Annotated in this window: 16 protein-coding genes and 2 rRNA genes; 11 read left to right on the forward strand and 7 right to left on the reverse strand. The window is 77.0% G+C overall.

The window, feature by feature from the left end; all coding sequences use genetic code 11:
* From BMW27_RS20275 to BMW27_RS20315, 8 genes are all read left to right on the forward strand, one after another.
* Positions 1-98: ribosomal RNA gene (locus tag BMW27_RS20275) — 23S ribosomal RNA — on the forward strand; the annotation flags it as partial.
* A 125-nt stretch (positions 99-223) separates the two neighbouring features.
* Positions 224-340, forward strand: a 5S ribosomal RNA gene (gene rrf, locus BMW27_RS20280).
* 218 nt (positions 341-558) lie between these two features.
* Positions 559-948, forward strand: coding sequence for a hypothetical protein (locus tag BMW27_RS20285; protein ID WP_091447726.1), 390 nt, complete (start codon positions 559-561; stop codon positions 946-948).
* A gap of 467 nt (positions 949-1,415) precedes the next feature.
* Positions 1,416-1,661, forward strand: a complete 246-nt coding sequence (locus BMW27_RS20295; RefSeq protein WP_175486591.1) for a hypothetical protein — start codon at positions 1,416-1,418, stop codon at positions 1,659-1,661.
* Positions 1,658-2,971 (forward strand): allantoinase AllB, encoded by a 1,314-nt coding sequence (allB, locus tag BMW27_RS20300; protein WP_091447731.1) that lies wholly within the window; start codon positions 1,658-1,660, stop codon positions 2,969-2,971. Before BMW27_RS20295 ends, allB begins: the two co-directional genes overlap by 4 nt.
* A gap of 99 nt (positions 2,972-3,070) precedes the next feature.
* Positions 3,071-4,222, forward strand: coding sequence for an allantoicase (gene alc, locus BMW27_RS20305; RefSeq protein ID WP_091447734.1), 1,152 nt, complete (start codon positions 3,071-3,073; stop codon positions 4,220-4,222).
* A 10-nt stretch (positions 4,223-4,232) separates the two neighbouring features.
* Positions 4,233-4,529 carry a DUF4333 domain-containing protein gene (locus BMW27_RS20310; protein ID WP_175486592.1) on the forward strand — a complete coding sequence of 99 codons (297 nt, stop codon included), beginning with the start codon at positions 4,233-4,235 and terminating at the stop codon, positions 4,527-4,529.
* Positions 4,530-4,574: 45 nt separating this feature from the next.
* A complete protein-coding gene (locus BMW27_RS20315; protein WP_217638229.1) occupies positions 4,575-5,942 on the forward strand; it encodes an 8-oxoguanine deaminase in 1,368 nt (455 codons plus the stop codon).
* On the opposite strand, the gene egtE is transcribed toward BMW27_RS20315, so the two are convergent.
* The 7 genes from egtE to egtA all read right to left on the reverse strand — a co-directional run bounded on the left by egtE (position 5,939) and on the right by egtA (position 12,987).
* On the reverse strand, positions 5,939-7,069 hold the full coding sequence (egtE, locus tag BMW27_RS20320; RefSeq protein WP_091447744.1) for an ergothioneine biosynthesis PLP-dependent enzyme EgtE: 1,131 nt from the start codon (positions 7,067-7,069) through the stop codon (positions 5,939-5,941). The two genes, BMW27_RS20315 and egtE, sit on opposite strands and share 4 nt — an antisense overlap.
* A gap of 74 nt (positions 7,070-7,143) precedes the next feature.
* The gene (locus BMW27_RS20325) at positions 7,144-7,944 is read right to left on the reverse strand and encodes an anti-sigma factor (RefSeq protein ID WP_091447747.1); all 801 of its coding nucleotides are present in this window, start codon (positions 7,942-7,944) and stop codon (positions 7,144-7,146) included.
* Positions 7,925-8,518: an RNA polymerase sigma factor gene (locus BMW27_RS20330; protein WP_245743761.1), complete on the reverse strand. Its 594-nt coding sequence runs from the start codon at positions 8,516-8,518 to the stop codon at positions 7,925-7,927. Before BMW27_RS20330 ends, BMW27_RS20325 begins: the two co-directional genes overlap by 20 nt.
* Positions 8,519-8,742: 224 nt before the next feature.
* A complete protein-coding gene (gene egtD, locus BMW27_RS20335) occupies positions 8,743-9,711 on the reverse strand; it encodes an L-histidine N(alpha)-methyltransferase (RefSeq protein ID WP_091447752.1) in 969 nt (322 codons plus the stop codon).
* Positions 9,712-9,719: 8 nt separating this feature from the next.
* Positions 9,720-10,409 carry an ergothioneine biosynthesis protein EgtC gene (gene egtC / locus BMW27_RS20340; protein ID WP_091447753.1) on the reverse strand — a complete coding sequence of 230 codons (690 nt, stop codon included), beginning with the start codon at positions 10,407-10,409 and terminating at the stop codon, positions 9,720-9,722.
* A gap of 2 nt (positions 10,410-10,411) precedes the next feature.
* On the reverse strand, positions 10,412-11,734 hold the full coding sequence (gene egtB / locus BMW27_RS20345; RefSeq protein WP_091447756.1) for an ergothioneine biosynthesis protein EgtB: 1,323 nt from the start codon (positions 11,732-11,734) through the stop codon (positions 10,412-10,414).
* Complete coding sequence (gene egtA / locus BMW27_RS20350; protein WP_091448060.1) at positions 11,731-12,987, reverse strand: ergothioneine biosynthesis glutamate--cysteine ligase EgtA; 1,257 nt, start codon at positions 12,985-12,987, stop codon at positions 11,731-11,733. Before egtA ends, egtB begins: the two co-directional genes overlap by 4 nt.
* A gap of 161 nt (positions 12,988-13,148) precedes the next feature.
* Here egtA and BMW27_RS20355 point away from each other — a divergent pair, with 161 nt between their 5' ends.
* The 3 genes from BMW27_RS20355 to BMW27_RS20365 all read left to right on the forward strand — a co-directional run bounded on the left by BMW27_RS20355 (position 13,149) and on the right by BMW27_RS20365 (position 14,729).
* Positions 13,149-13,622 carry a DUF309 domain-containing protein gene (locus tag BMW27_RS20355; RefSeq protein ID WP_245743762.1) on the forward strand — a complete coding sequence of 158 codons (474 nt, stop codon included), beginning with the start codon at positions 13,149-13,151 and terminating at the stop codon, positions 13,620-13,622.
* Between the two features lie 50 nt (positions 13,623-13,672).
* On the forward strand, positions 13,673-14,455 hold the full coding sequence (locus BMW27_RS20360; RefSeq protein ID WP_139206947.1) for a tryptophan-rich sensory protein: 783 nt from the start codon (positions 13,673-13,675) through the stop codon (positions 14,453-14,455).
* Between the two features lie 79 nt (positions 14,456-14,534).
* Positions 14,535-14,729 (forward strand): hypothetical protein, encoded by a 195-nt coding sequence (locus tag BMW27_RS20365; RefSeq protein WP_091447760.1) that lies wholly within the window; start codon positions 14,535-14,537, stop codon positions 14,727-14,729.
* The last annotated feature ends 2 nt before the right edge of the window (positions 14,730-14,731 follow it).

Genomic DNA, 14,731 nt, shown 5'->3' on the forward strand with positions numbered 1-14,731 from the left:
GTAAGGCCCCCGCCCAGACCAGCGGGTTGATAGGCCGGAGGTGGAAGCACCGCGAGGTGTGGAGCTGACCGGTACTAACAGGCCGAGGGCTTGACCACACGACCACAACGACCCCCACACCAGGTGTGCGGGGTGACGGTCGAAGAATCATGCGTAGCAAACAGCGTCCACTGTGCGGTTCTGAACGCACCAACCGGGATCCGGTCGGTCAGGTTCACAGTGTTACGGCGGTCATGGCGAGAGGGAAACGCCCGGTCCCATTCCGAACCCGGAAGCTAAGCCTCTCAGCGCCGATGGTACTGCCCCGGGAACGGGGTGGGAGAGTAGGACACCGCCGGACAACCATTCCACGAAGGGCCCTCACCACTCGGTGAGGGCCCTTCGTGCACCCCCGACCAGAAACCGGCCTCGCCCGTCCTCCTCGGCGGCCGGGCCGTCCTCGGATCGCCACGTGAGGTCAGGGCCGTAGCGCCATCGAGTTGCTCGGCCGCGTCAGTCCGCAGCCGGCAGTCACCCGTCCTCGTGGCGAGCACGCTCCCGGACGCCGATGATGCTGAAGTGAGGCAGGGCGGGCGCCGGGACGACGACGTACCCGGGCGGGCCCTGACCACGCGAGCGATCGTCATCGCGGCCGTGGTGGCACTCGTCTTCGGCGTCGCGGTGCTGACGGCGCTCCTGGTCTTCCTGGGCTCCGGCTCGAGGTCGCAGACCGCTCGCCTGTCCGCCGTACGGACCGCCGGGACCATCGTCGTCGGGACGGGCGGCGTCTTCGCTCTCCTCCTGGCGGCCCGCCGGCAGCGCTCGACCGAGCTCTCCTTGGCGCAGCAGGAGAGGGTCGCCAAGGCGGTCGCGTTCGACGCGGCGGAGAGAGGGGTCACGGAGCTGTACAGCAGCGCTGCCGAGCAGCTCGGGAGCGACAAGGCCTCCGTCCGGCTTGCTGGGCTGTAGGCGCTGGAGCGGTTGGGTGAGGACCACCCACGACATCGGCAGGTCATCGTCGACCTCGTCTGTGCCTACCTGCGCATGCCCTTCGAGGCGCGGGAGTCGACGACGGACGAGGGGAGTCGGCGGGCGACGCGGGAGGAACTGCACGTCCGCGTTGCGGCGCCCGCCGTCATCGAGGGGGAGGCGCGTTTCGACGACGTCCGCCTCCACGGTGAGGTGTCCTTCCACGGCGTGGTCGCTGCGTGCGTGCCGACCGGCAAGGAGCACGTGTGGCCCGCGGGGTGGCGATCGACAGCCAGCCCCACCACACCCCGACGGTTGACTCCCGAGCGCGCATCGCCGGACTCCACTGACGGACCACGGGTGCCCGGGTGGACGCAGCTGCGATCCCGCCTGCGCGAGCAGTGGGCGCTGGACCGTCAGTGAGGTCCCGCGCACGGACGGCTCGGCCTGCCACCACCCAGCCGCTGGTGCACACCACCGTCGACCTCGGGCCGCGCGCGCCCGCCTGGTTGCCGCCGGTGGCGCCGGTGGCGTACGCACCCACCGTGCACCTCGCCGCCGGCACCCGGCCGCCCCGGCCGGTCGCCACGGGGCAGGACGCCGTCCGGCTCCCGCTGCCCGGCGGGTGGACGGCGACCGCGTGGCGTGCCGAGCTGCACCGGGTGACCAGCGCGCCGGCCGCCCGGACCGGGCCGGGGCAGGCGACGGCGTGACGCTCGTGGTCCGCGCTCGCCGGGTGCTGCTCCCCGACGGCGGGCGGGCGGCCGCGGTGCACACCGCGGACGGCCGGATCACCGCGGTCACCGGCTTCGACGACGCGCCCGCCGGCGCGGTCACCCTCGCCGACGACGAGGTGCTGCTGCCGGGACTGGTCGACAGCCACGTGCACGTCAACGAGCCCGGGCGCACCGAGTGGGAGGGCTTCGCGACCGCGACCCGGGCGGCGGCGGCGGGCGGCGTCACCACCGTCGTGGACATGCCGCTGAACTCGATCCCGCCGACGACGAGCGTCGAGGCGCTGCACGTGAAGCGGCGGGCCGCCGAGGGGCAGGTCGCCGTCGACGTCGCCTTCTGGGGCGGAGTGGTCCCCGGCAACCTCGACCAGCTCCGGCCGCTGCACGACGCCGGCGTCGTCGGGTTCAAGTGCTTCCTGCTCGACTCGGGCGTTCCGGAGTTCCCACCGCTGGACGACGCCGACCTGCGCGCCGCGCTCACCGAGCTCGCCGGGGTGGACGCGCTGCTGATCGCCCACGCAGAGGACGCCGACGTCATCGCCGCCGCGCCCCCGCCCGCGGGGGCCCGCTACCCGGCCTTCCTCGCCTCCCGGCCACCGGCCGCGGAGGAGACGGCGATCGGCCGACTGGTGGCTGCCGCCCGCGACACCGGCGGGCGGGCGCACGTCGTCCACCTCGCCGACGCCGACGCGCTGCCCCTGCTGCGGAGGGCCCGGGTGGAGGGGGTGCGGGTCACCGTCGAGACCTGCCCGCACTACCTGACGTTCGCGGCGGAGGAGGTGCCGGACGGCGACACCGCGTTCAAGTGCTGCCCGCCGATCCGGGAGTCCCGGCACCGGGAGGCGCTGTGGGCGGCGCTGGCCGACGGCGACGTCGACCTGGTGGTCAGCGACCACTCGCCGTGCACGCCCGAGCTCAAGCGGCTCGACGTCGGCGACTTCGGGCTGGCGTGGGGCGGGATCGCCTCGCTGCAGGTGGCGCTGCCGGCGGTGTGGACCGGGGCGCGGGCACGCGGACTGGACCTGTCGCAGGTCGCCCGCTGGATGTCGGCGGCCCCGGCGCGGCTGGCCGGGCTGCCGCAGAAGGGGGCGATCGCGGTCGGGCGGGACGCCGACCTGGTGGTGTTCGCGCCGGAGGAGCGGTGGCGGGTGGGGGAGCTGCTGCACCGGAACCCGGTCACGCCGTACGCGGGCCGGGAGCTGACCGGCGTCGTCCGCCGGACGTGGCTGCGCGGCGAGGAGACCGACGGGACCCCCCGCGGCCGCCTGCTCGGCCGGGGAGGCCGCTGAGGAAGGCGGTGACCCCTGCACGGTCCACGGACCCCGGCTGCCCTGCCCACCCGTGCCAGAGTGACCCCGCGCCACCCTGCGACCCCGGCGAGGAGCCCGATGAGCGACCCCACCCGACTGCCCGACCTGGCCGGCCGCGCGCTCGGCGGGGCGGTGCTCGCGGCGAACGACGAGTCCTTCGCCGCGAAGGAGAACCTCGTGCTGCCGCACCCGCCGCAGGCGCTGCCCGGCTTCGGCCACCGCGGCAAGGAGTACGACGGCTGGGAGACCCGGCGCCGCCGCTCCCCGGGGTCGGACTGGGCGATCGTGCGGCTCGGCGTGCCGGGCGTCGTCGCGGCGGTCGTCGTCGACACCGCGCACTTCACCGGCAACCACCCGTCGCGAGCGTCGGTGGAGTGCACCGCCGTCGAGGGCCACCCCACCGTCGCCGAGCTGGAGCGCGCCGACTGGCAGCCGCTGGTGCCGCTGTCGGACCTCGCCGGGGACAGCGCCAACACCTTCCCGGTCGACTCGACCAGGCGGGTCACCCACGTGCGGCTGACCATCTCCCCCGACGGCGGCGTGGCGCGGCTGCGGGTGCACGGCACCGCGGTGCCCGACCCGCGCCTGGTCGACGCCGGCCCGTTCGACCTCGCCGCCCTGGAGAACGGCGGGCGGGTGACCGGCGTGAGCGACGAGTTCTACGGCCGCCCGGTGCAGCTGGTGTCCCCCGGTCCGGCCCGGTCGATGGGGGAGGGCTGGGAGACCCGGCGCCGGCGCGGCGAGGGCAACGACTGGGTGGAGCTCGCCCTGGCCTGCGAGGGCGTCGTCACCCTGGCCGAGCTGGACACCTCCTGGTTTCTCGGCAACGCGCCCGGGTCGGCGTCCCTCACCGGCAGCGGCCCGGACGGCGAGGTCGTCGTCCTGCCCCGGACCCGGCTGCAGCCCGACACCCGGCACCGCTTCGTCCTCGGCGGCGGGCCGGCGGTGGACCGGGTGCGGCTGGACGTCCTCCCCGACGGCGGCATGGCCCGGCTCCGGCTGTGGGGCCGGCCGACCGCCGCCGGCCGCGAGGCGCTGGGACGGCGCTGGTTCGACGCGCTGCCCGACGTCCAGGCGCTGGAGGTCTTGCAGTCGGCGGGGGTGGCGCCGGCCGAGGCCGGCCGGCTGGTCGGTGCCCGCCCGCTCGGCGCGGACCTGCCCCCGGCGGTGGCCCGGCTGGTCCTCGGCCGGGAGAGCGGAACGGTCCAGGGCGCGGGGGGACGTGGCTAGGGTCGGCCGCGTGCCACCTCGCCGTCTCCCGGTGCTCGCCGTCGTCCCCGTCCTGGCCCTCGGCCTGAGCGCGTGCGGCTCGTCGATCGGGGAGGACGAGCTGGAGAGCCAGGTGGCCGGCACGCTGGAGTCCCGGTTCGGCGTGGCGGCCGGCGTCTCCTGCCCCGGCGACCTCGAGGCCGAGGTGGACGCGACCACCGAGTGCACCGCCACCGACATCGGCACCGGTGAGGAGGTCGTGCTGCGGATCACCGTGACCTCGGTCGAGGACGACACCGCCGAGTTCGACATCGCGCCGGTCGACTGAGCCGCCGTTCCACCGCCGTCACCTGGGGTGGGCAGGATGCGGTGCGTGAGGACCACCGCTGATCTGCTGGTGCACGACGCCGAGCTGCTGGCCACCGTCGACGACGCCCGACGCGAGATCCCGGGCGGCTGGGTGGCGGTCACCGACGGGGTGGTGACCGGGGTGGGCGGCCCGGGCGACCCCGCACCGGCCGCCGTCCGGCGGGTCGACGCGCGCGGCTGCCTGGTGACGCCGGGGCTGGTGAACACCCACCACCACCTGTACCAGAACCTCACCCGTGCCTTCGCCCCCGCGCTGACCGGCGGCCTGTTCGAGTGGCTGGTCACCCTCTACCCGCTGTGGGCGCGGCTGGACGAGGAGGCCGCCTTCGTCAGCGCCTACGTCGGGCTCACCGAGCTGGCGCTGTCGGGCTGCACCACCTCGACGGACCACCTCTACGTGCACCCACGCGGCGGTGGCGACCTGGTCTCCGCGGAGATCGCCGCCGCCCGCGAGCTCGGCGTGCGCTTCTCCCCGACCCGGGGCTCGATGTCGCTGTCGGTGGAGGACGGCGGCCTGCCCCCGGTCTCCGTCGTGCAGGACGAGGACGACATCCTCGCCGACTCCGAGCGCCTGGTGGCCGCCCACCACGACCGCTCGCCGCACGCGATGACCCGCATCGCGCTCGCGCCCTGCTCGCCGTTCAGCGTCTCGCCGGCCCTCATGCGCCGCACCGCGGAGCTCGCCGAGGACCTCGACGTCCGGCTGCACACGCACCTGTGCGAGACGCGGGACGAGGACGCCTTCTGCCTGGCCACCTTCGGCCGCCGCCCGGTCGACCACCTCGCCGACGTCGGCTGGCTGTCCGACCGGGTGTGGCTGGCGCACGTGGTGTGGCCCTCGGCCGACGAGGTGGCCCGGCTGGGCGCGGCGCGGGTCGGTGCGGCGCACTGCCCGTCGTCCAACATGGTGCTGGGCAGCGGGCTGGCGCCGGTGGCCGAGCTGCGCGCGGCCGGGGCGCCGGTCGGGCTCGGCGTGGACGGGTCGTCGTCGGCGGACTCCGCGTCGCTGTGGTTGGAGGCCCGGACGGCGATGCTGCAGGGCAAGCTGCGGCACGGCGCGGGCGCGATGTCGGCCCGCCACGCGCTGGAGATGGCCACCCGCGGCGGCGCGGCCTGCCTCGGGCGCACCGGTGGGATCGGCGAGCTGTCGGTGGGCGCGTGCGGGGACCTCGCCGTCTGGTCGCTGGAGGGCCCGGCCTTCGCCGGCGCGCTGTCGGACCCGGTGGAGGCGTGGCTGCGCTGCGGCCCGGTCGCCGCACGGCACACCGTGGTCGCCGGGCGGTTCGTGGTCGAGGACGGCGTCCCCGTGCACCCCGGGCTGGACGAGCAGCTCGCCGTCCACCGCCGGGTGTCGGCGCGCCTGCAGGCCTAGAGGGCGGCGGCGAGGGCCTCGAGGTCGTCGACCGTGGCGTCCAGGTGCGGCGAGACGCGCAGCACCGGCCCGGTCATCTCGCCCGGCGCCCGCTGCGTCCCGATCGCGGTGGTGACGATGCCCTGCTCGGTCAGCAGCCGGGCCCGGGTGGTGACGACGTCGACGCCGTCCGGCGGGTGCAGCGTCGTGGTGGCGGTCGGCTCGTCGAGCGGCTCGACCACCCGCCAGCCGGCGGCGCCGTCGAGCACCTCGCGGCCGACTCGCCCGAGCGCGGCCAGCCGCTCGCGCACGCGGAGCGGCCCGACGGCGAGGTGCTCGCCGACGGCCAGCACCAGCCCCACCCGGCCGGCCACGTGCGCCTCCCCGGACTCGAAGGCGCGCAGCGGCGGGACGTCGTCCGGCGCGGTCAGCAGCGGCGTGAGCTCGGCGGCGACCGCGGGCCGGACGCACAGCACGCCCACCCCGCGCGGCCCGGCCAGCCACTTGCGGGACGTCGAGTAGACGACGTCGGCGCCGAGGTCGGTGTCGACGTGCCCCAGCGACTGGGCGGCGTCGAGCACCAGCGGCACCCCCGCCTCCCGGCAGAGGACGGCGACCTCGGCGGCCGGCTGCACGGTGCCGCGGTGGCTGGCGATGTGCGTCAGGTGCACCGCGCGCGGCGGGTCGGTCGCCAGCAGCCGGGCCACGCCGTCGAGGTCGGCCCGCCCGAGGTCGTCCACCGGCAGCGCCTCGACCATCAGCCCCGCGGCGCGCAGCTGGGCGGCGTTCGGGGCGTACTCGCCGGGCAGGCAGGCCACCCGCGTCCCGGGCGGCAGCCGCCACCCGCCGAGCAGGGCGGCCAGCGCGGCCTGCGCGGACTCGACGAACACGACGTCCGCGGCGGCCATCCCGACCAGCCCGCCGATCACCGACCGGCCCTGCTGCAGCAGGTCCTCGGCGGTCGCCTCGGCCACGTAGCCGCCCAACTCCGCCTCGTGCCGGGCGTGGTGGGCGACGGCTTCCAGCACCCGGTGGCTCTGCCGGCTGCACGCGGCGCTGTCCAGGTGCCGGCCCGCCGGACGGGGCCGGGCCGAGCGCCACGCGGCGCCGAGGTCCTCGTGGACGAGGGCGGGATGGAGCGTCGTCACGCCCCCACGCTAGAAGAAGACCCTCCTGCTCCCCACCGCTCGCAGGCTCGCGGCGGGTCCCGGCAGGAGGGCCGTCAGGTCAACCGGCCGCGGGCGACCGAGACCCCGGAGTGCCGCGGGTCGCCGTCCAGCTGCTCCACCGAGACGTCGACGACCGGGAACTCGGTGAGGTCGACGCCGGGCGGGACCTCCAGGGTGACCTCGCCGCCACCTCGGACGATGCCGAGCGAGTACATGTCCTGGACCGCCTCGTCGATCAGCCAGACCTCGAGGAAGCCGTCGTCCGGGTCGGCGGCCGACAGGTCGAGCTCCAGCGCCCGGGAGCCGTCGTCCCGCTCCACCACCCGGGCCTCCCCCGAGGCGCCGCTGTCGCCGAGGGGGTCCAGTGCGGCGGCGGCCACGGCCAGCTCGTCGTCGCTCCCCGTGCCGAGGGCCACCGCGCCGGCGCCGATGCCGACGCCCACGACCAGGGACGCCGCGGCGGCGAGCAGCAGCCGGGAGCGGCGGGTCCGCAGCGGCACCACGGCTGCCGGGGCGGGCCCGGGTGCCGCAGCCGGCGGGGCAGGGGGGACGGCGGCCGGGGGAGCAGGCGGGACGGCGACCGCCGGAGGCGGAGCGGCAGCGGCGAGCGCCTCCGCGCGGGGCGCCGCGGTGACCCCGGTGGCGGCGGCGATCCCCGCCCAGACGTTCGGCGGCGGGAGCACGGCGGCGCCCGGCGCCGCCAGCTGGGGGACGGCGAGCAGCTCGACCCCGCGGCGCAGCGAGGCCAGCTCCTCGCGGCACTGCGCGCAGGACTCCAGGTGGGCGGCGTCGTCGGCGGGCAGCGGCTCGCGCAGCGCCGCCAGGGCCAGCTGCTCAGGCGTGCAGTGCCGCACCGTCCACCTCCAACCGTGACCTCAGGCGTTCGAGGGTGCGCCGGATGTGGGACTTCACCGTGCCGAGGGGCAGGCCGGTGCGGTCGGCGATCTGGGTGTGCGTGAGGTCCTCGAAGAAGGCCAGCTCGATGATGCCCCGCTGCGGCTGGCCCAGTTGCTCCAGCTCGCCGAGTAGCAGCACCCGGTCGGCGACGGCGTTGTCGACCTGCGGGCCCGTGCTCTCCGGCGCCGAGCGGGCCTCGGTGATCGCGGCCTCGGCGGCGCGGCGCTGCCGGTCGCGGCGGGCCCAGGTGTCGGCGATCTTGTGCCGGCAGACGCCGACCAGCCAGGCCGGCAGCGGACCCTGTTCGGGGCGGTACCCGGTGCGGCCGGTCCAGGCCGAGACGAACACCTGCTGGGTGACGTCCTCGGCGTCCGGGCCCGGTCCGAAGGCGCGCACCGCCATCCCGTGGATCTGCCCGGCGAAGCGCTCGTAGGCCCAGGCCAACGCCTGCTCGTCACCGGCGGCGAACCGGCGACCGACCTCGGCGTCGTCGGGCACGGGATCCCGCATCCCTTCGACGTCCGAGGCCACCCGCCCGACCCTAGCCGTGCCGCGCTCCAGCAGCCCCGTCACCGCACCGGCTCCGGGACGGCCACGACGTCCTCGCGGGAGCGGGTCATGGGGGGTCCTCCGGTCGTCGGCCGGTCGTGCCTGGCACCCCTCCTTCCGGGGACGACGCCGCCCCGGATGCAGCGACCCGGCGTCACCGGCTGCTCGCCACCGCCTCGCGGGCGCTGCACGCGACGATCGTGGTGCTACACCGGGACCGAGAGCGAGACGCCGAAGTCGCCGTCGGGGTCGGTCCACCACCGCGTCATCCGCAGACCTGCCGCGTCCAGCTCGGCCTCGACCCGCTCGCGGCGGAACTTCGCCGACACCTCGGTGCGCATCTCCTCTCCGGCGGCGAACCGGACGTCGAGGTCCAGTGCGGGGACGTGCACCACCTGGTCAGCCCGGGAGCGCAGCCGCATCTCGATCCACTCGTGCTCGGCGTCCCACACGGCGACGTGGTCGAAGGCCGCGGGGTCGAAGTCGGCGCCCAGCTCGCGGTCCAGCACGCGCAGCACGTTGCGGTTGAACTCCGCGGTGACCCCGGCGGCGTCGTCGTAGGCGCGCACCAGCCGGGCCGGGTCCTTGACCAGGTCGGTGCCGAGGAGGAAGGAGTCCCCGGGCTGCAGCGTGCCGGCCAGGTCGGCGAGGAACGCCGCCCGCGGCGCCGGTTCCAGGTTGCCGATGGTCGAGCCCAGGAAGGCCACCAGCCGTCGTCCCGACCGGGGCAGCTCGTCCAGGTGCCGGGTGAAGTCGCCGACGACGGCGTCCACCGCCACGCCCGGGTACTCGGCGGTGATCGCCGCCCCGGCCGCCTGCAGCACCGACGGGTCGACGTCGCACGGCACGAAGCGGCGCAGCGTGCCGGCACCGCGCAGCGCGTCCAGCAGCAGCCGGGTCTTCTCCGACGTCCCGCTGCCCAGCTCGACCAGCACGTCGGAACCGGAGGCCGCGGCGATCGCGTCGGCGTGCGCGGCCAGCACGGCCCGTTCGGCGCGGGTCGGGTAGTACTCCGGCAGCCGGGTGATCTCGTCGAACAGCTCGCTGCCGCGCTCGTCGTAGAACCACCGGGGCGGCAGCGTCTTCGGCGAGGCGGTCAACCCGGCCAGGGCGTCGGCGCGCAGCGCGGCAGCGGCGTCCTCGGGGGCGAGGTGGCTGGTCAGCGAGATGGACACGGGGTTCCTCAGCGGAGTGGGGTGAGCGTCAGGCCGTCCGGGGTGACCTCGACCAGGGAGTGGTCGGGGACGTCGGTCCACCGCGGGTCGTCGTCCCACGGCTCGCTGGCCAGCGCGGTGCCGTCGGGGGTGACCAGTGCCGACAGCGTGTCGCCCCAGGTGGTGGCCAGCAGGCGGGTGCCGTCGGCGGCGAGCAGGTTCAGCCGGGCGCCGGGGTCGGCCGCACCCACCTCGCGGACGACGTCGCCGAGTGCGTCGAGCCCCCGGTCGAACACCAGCGCGGCGAGCAGCGCGCTGTCGACGGTCGACTCGGCGTCGCGCACCGGGGGCAGCACCGCGCGGTCCACCCGGCCGTTGTGCGACAGCAGCCACCGGCCGTCGGTGAACGGCGCGACCGCGCTCTCCTCCAGCGGCATGCCGACGGTGGCCGAGCGGACGGCGGCCACCACGCACCCGGAGGAGAGCACCGGCGCCACCGAGGCGAACGAGGGGTCACCCCACAGCGGGCGCGCCGAGCGCCAGCGCGCCGGCCGCGCCCGGCCGGCGGCGAAGAAGCCCACGCCCCAGCCGTCGGCGTTGACCGTGCCGTACCGCTGGCGGCGCGGCGCGTAGGACTGCACCAGCAGCGAGGACGGCGGTTCGAGCACCAGCGCGGCCAGGGTCCGGGGCCGGCCGAGCCAGGCGAGGTGGCGGCACACGGTCAGGCGGCCGTCCCGTCGACGGACCAGGCCAGCCGGAAGCCGCTGAACACCTGGCGGCGGATCGGGTGGTCCCAGTTGCGGAAGCTGGGCCGCAGGATCGACGCGCCGACCGCCCACGAGCCGCCGCGCAGCACCTTGTAGTCGCCGCCGAAGAACGGCGCGGAGTAGTCGGCGTAGAGCATCGGCCGGAAGCCGGGCCACGGGGTGAAGTCCGAGGAGGTCCACTCCCAGACGTCGCCCACCATCTGCTCGGCGCCGTAGGGGGAGGCGCCGGCGGGGTAGGCGCCCACCGGGGCCGGGCGCAGCGCGTCGCCGCCGAGGTTGGCCAGCGCGGACGACGGCTCGGCCGGGCCCCACGGGAAGCGGCGCCGCCGCCGGGCGGCCGGGTCCCAGACGGCGGCCTTCTCCCACTCCACCTCGGTGGGCAGCCGCGCGCCGGCCGGGGCCGCGCCGGTCGCCCCGGCCCAGGTCGCGTAGGCCTCCGCCTCGAAGTACGTGACGTGCTGGACCGGTTCGTCGGGCGGGACGGTCTCGACGAGACCGAAGCGGGTGCGGGTGCCGTCTGCGCTCCAGAACTGCGGACGCTCCAGCCCGGCCTCGACCCGGTGCGCCCAGCCGCGCTCGGACCACCAGCGCCGGTCGCCGTACCCGCCGTCGGTGACGAACGCGGCGTACTCGGCGTTGGTCACCGGCACCCGGCCGATGCGGAAGGACGGGACGTCGACGACGTGCGCCGGGCGCTCGTTGTCCAGGGAGAACGGCTCGTCGGCGGCGTCCACGCCCAGCACGAACTCCCCGCCGGGCACGAGCACCGACGTGCCGGCGACCCCGGGCCGGCCCGGCGGCAGCGGCGTCCCGGCGCCGAGCAGCGGCGGCCCGGAGCGCAGGTCGAGCGCCTGCAGCATCGTCTCGTCGTGCTGCTGCTCGTGGCTGACGACCATCGCGAAGTCGAACGGGTCGCCGTCGTCGTCCCGGCCGAGCCGACCCAGCCGGTCGAGCACCCGGCCGCGCACCTCGCCGCAGAACGACCGCGCCGCCACCGGCGGCAGCAGCGGCAGCCGGGCGCGGACCGCGCGGGGGTGGGTGAACGCGTCGTAGAGCGCCTCGACGTCGGCCGGCAGCAGCCCCTCGCGGCGGGCGTCGCCCCGGCGCAGCAGCCAGAGGTCCTCCTGCTGGCCGATGTGCGCGAGGTCCCAGACCAGCGGGCTCAGCAGCGGGGTGTGCTGGCGCAGCAGCTCGGGCTCGTCGTGGTCGGTGAGCCGCAGCGTGCGCTGCCGGGCGGCCTCCAGGTCGCGGGCGAGGGTCTCGGTCAGGTCGGTCACCGGGGAGCTCCCGTGGCGGAGAGGAGGGCGGCGGTGGGGCCACCGGCCCGGGCGGTCTCGAGCAGGGCGTCGCCGGGGCAGCGGCCCCGGTCGACCAGGTCGGCGAGCGCCTCCACCTCCGGCCGCAGCGCGACGGGGACGGCGGCGCAGGCGGCGGCGAGGCAGGCGCGGGCCGCGGCGTGCAACGCGGGGTCGGCCAGGCCGAGGTGCGCGGCGCGGTCCCAGGCGCCCGCGACCGGCGCGGTGGCCGCCGCGGCGTGCCCGGCCGCGACCGGGTCGTCGAGCAGCACCGCCGTCACCGCGGCCAGCGCCGGCCACCACGGCTCGGGCGCGGCGTCCAGGTAGCGGATCTCCAGGTAGCCGCGCGGCCGCACCGGCGGGAACAGCGTGGTCAGGTGGTAGTCCAGGTCCGCCGTCGTGGGTGCCCGGCCGCCCAGCGGGACGTCGCCGGTGATCCAGTCGGCGAAGCCGACCCGCTCGCGCACCGGCACTGCACCGCCACCGTCCGGGTCGCGCACCAGCATCACCGGCGCGGCCAGCGCGTACGCGGCCCACTCGCCCGCCGGGTCGGCGCCACCCAGCAACGGCCCGCAGCGGGCCTGGTCGAGGTCGCTCCAGACCCGCTGTCGGTGCGACACCCAGCCGGCCGGCCGGCCGTCGGCGAGCGGGGAGCAGGCCGCGACGGCGACCAGGGTGGGCCCCAGCTGGTGGGCCAGGGACACCCGCTCGCTCCAGCCGGCGCACGGCCCGGCGTCCAGGTTGACCTGCAGCGCGGCGGTTCCGGCCATCATCGCCGTCCCGGCTGCGGCGCAGCCGACGGCGGCGAAGTGCTCCTCCATCGCGGCGTAGCGGGGGGCCGGGCAGACGCGGGCGGGGGGCCGCAGGGGGTCGGCGCCCAGCGGGGCCACGGCCAGCCGCTCGGCGGCCAGTGCCGTGGCGAGCACGTCGCGGTCGGCCCGCAGCGCCGCCACCGCGGCCGCGACGTCGGGGTACGGCGGGCCGGACAGCTCCACCTGGCCGCCGGGCTCGAGGGTGACCCGGCTGCCGCCGGGCAGCGCGGGCAGTACGCCGACCAGGTCGCGGATCCGCGGCCAGGGCACGCGCGACGCGGGCGCGGCGAGGTCGACCAGGTGCGCCTCCAGCTCCAGGCCGACCGGGCCGACGGAACCGTGGCGCAGCGCCGTGCCGGCGACGTGTGCGGCGGCAGCCTCCCGGTCGAGGACGACCGTGCGTGCTGCGGTGATCGGGGCCACGAGCCCCACCCCCCTCCAGGTCCGGACCGGTCGACGTCGACCGCGGGTCGGTGCGGGGGCGGCCCGTCCTGCGGCCGTCCTCGGGGCACATCCTGCACGGGACCACCGACGGAATGCACGACCCGGCGGCGCACAACTGGTGTTCGCGTCAGGATCGTCCGGTGGACGTCGACCGGGACCGGGATCCTGCAGGCCGGGCGCGCAACGCCCGGCCCCGCGACGCGCTGGGCCGGCCGCTGCCCCGCGGCGCCGTGGGGGAGGAGCGGGCGCCGGAGGGTGTCCTCCGGGCGCCGGACCAGGCGCTGGCGGAGGCGCAGCAGCTGCTGGTCACCGGGCGTCCGTTCCACGCCCACGAGGTGCTCGAGGACGCGTGGAAGCAGGCTCCCGACTCCGAGCGGCAGCTGTGGCGCGGGCTGGCCCAGCTCGCCGTCGGGCTGACCCACGTGGCGCGGGGCAACGACCGCGGTGCGGCCACGCTGCTCGAGCGGGGAGCGGGCAACATCGAGGGCTACGCCGACGCCCCACCGCACGGCATCGACGTCGCCGGTCTGGTCGCCTGGGCGCGGGAGCTGGCGGCCTCGCCCCCGTCGTCCCGCGACGCCGCAGCGCTCGCGCCGCGCCTGCGCGCCGGGTGATCCCGCCCGTCCCGCGTGCCGAGGCGACCGCGGCCGGGTAGGGGCCGGGGGTGACGAACGGACGCGCGGATGCCCTGCGAACGGGAGCGGTGCTGCTGGCGGCGGTCGCGCAGATCGCCGGCAGCCCGCTCGGCTCGGCGCTGGCCGGGCGCAGCGTGGGCGAGGTCAGCGACGCGACCCGTACGCTGATCACCCCGGCCGGCTACGCCTTCTCGATCTGGGGACCGATCTTCGCCCTGGCGCTGGCCTGGGCGGTCTACCAGGCCCTCCCCGGGCAGCGGGACCGCGCGGTGCACCGGGCGACCGGCTGGCCGCTGGCCGCGGCGTTCGCCGGGAACGCCGTCTGGGAGCTGCTCTTCCCGCTGGTGGGCGACCGCGTGCCGGTCCTCCCCGCGGTGCTGCTCTTCGCCATCGTCGCCGCCGCCGCGACGGCCTGGGCGCGGCTGCAGGCGATGCCGCTCACCGGGCTGCCACGGCTGCTCCCCGCCGCGGTCACCGGTCTCCTGCTGGGCTGGGTGACGCTCGCCTCGGCGGTGCAGGTGGCCAGCGCCGGCGTCGCGCTCGGGGCGCCGGCCCAGGGGGCGGCGGCGCAGGTGTGGGCGGTCGTCGCGCTCGCGGCGGTGGCGGCCCTCGGGGCGGGGCTGGTGCTGGTCGCCCAGGTGGCGGCCGGACCGTTCGCGCTGGCCGTGGTCTGGGGCCTGGTCGCGGTCGCCGTGGACGGCCGACCGGGCGTGGTGACCGGTGCCGCCGTGGGCGCCGCCGTCGTCGTGACCGCGGCCCTGGCGGTCCGGGTGGCCGGACGGCGAGAGCGCGGCGCGCTGCTGGTCGGCTGACCCCGTCCCGCCGGAGCGGCTCCGAACGGCCGGCGGCGCCGCTTCCCCCGTGGGGCGACCCGGAGCACACTGCCTGGGTGTGAGCGCCGCCCCCGCCGTCGACCGCGCCCGTGAGGTGCGGGTCCCCGGCGATCGGCAGCGGCTCGGCCCCGCCGGGCGGGCCGCGCCGGGGGCCGGTGGTGCCGACCCGGAGGGCGACTCGCCCCGGGGCGGCGGCCCGGGCATCGTGGTACCCGACACCTACCTGCGGACGACGGCCGTGCGGGCCGGTTGAGG

It is taken from the genome of Geodermatophilus poikilotrophus (assembly GCF_900111455.1).
In the GTDB taxonomy this organism is placed as follows: domain Bacteria; phylum Actinomycetota; class Actinomycetes; order Mycobacteriales; family Geodermatophilaceae; genus Geodermatophilus; species Geodermatophilus poikilotrophus.

What these genes read in the sequence shown, in the direction of transcription:
- alc (WP_091447734.1), top strand. Translation starts at nt 3,071, where the DNA reads ATGAGCGACCCCACCCGACTGCCCGACCTGGCCGGCCGCGCGCTCGGC.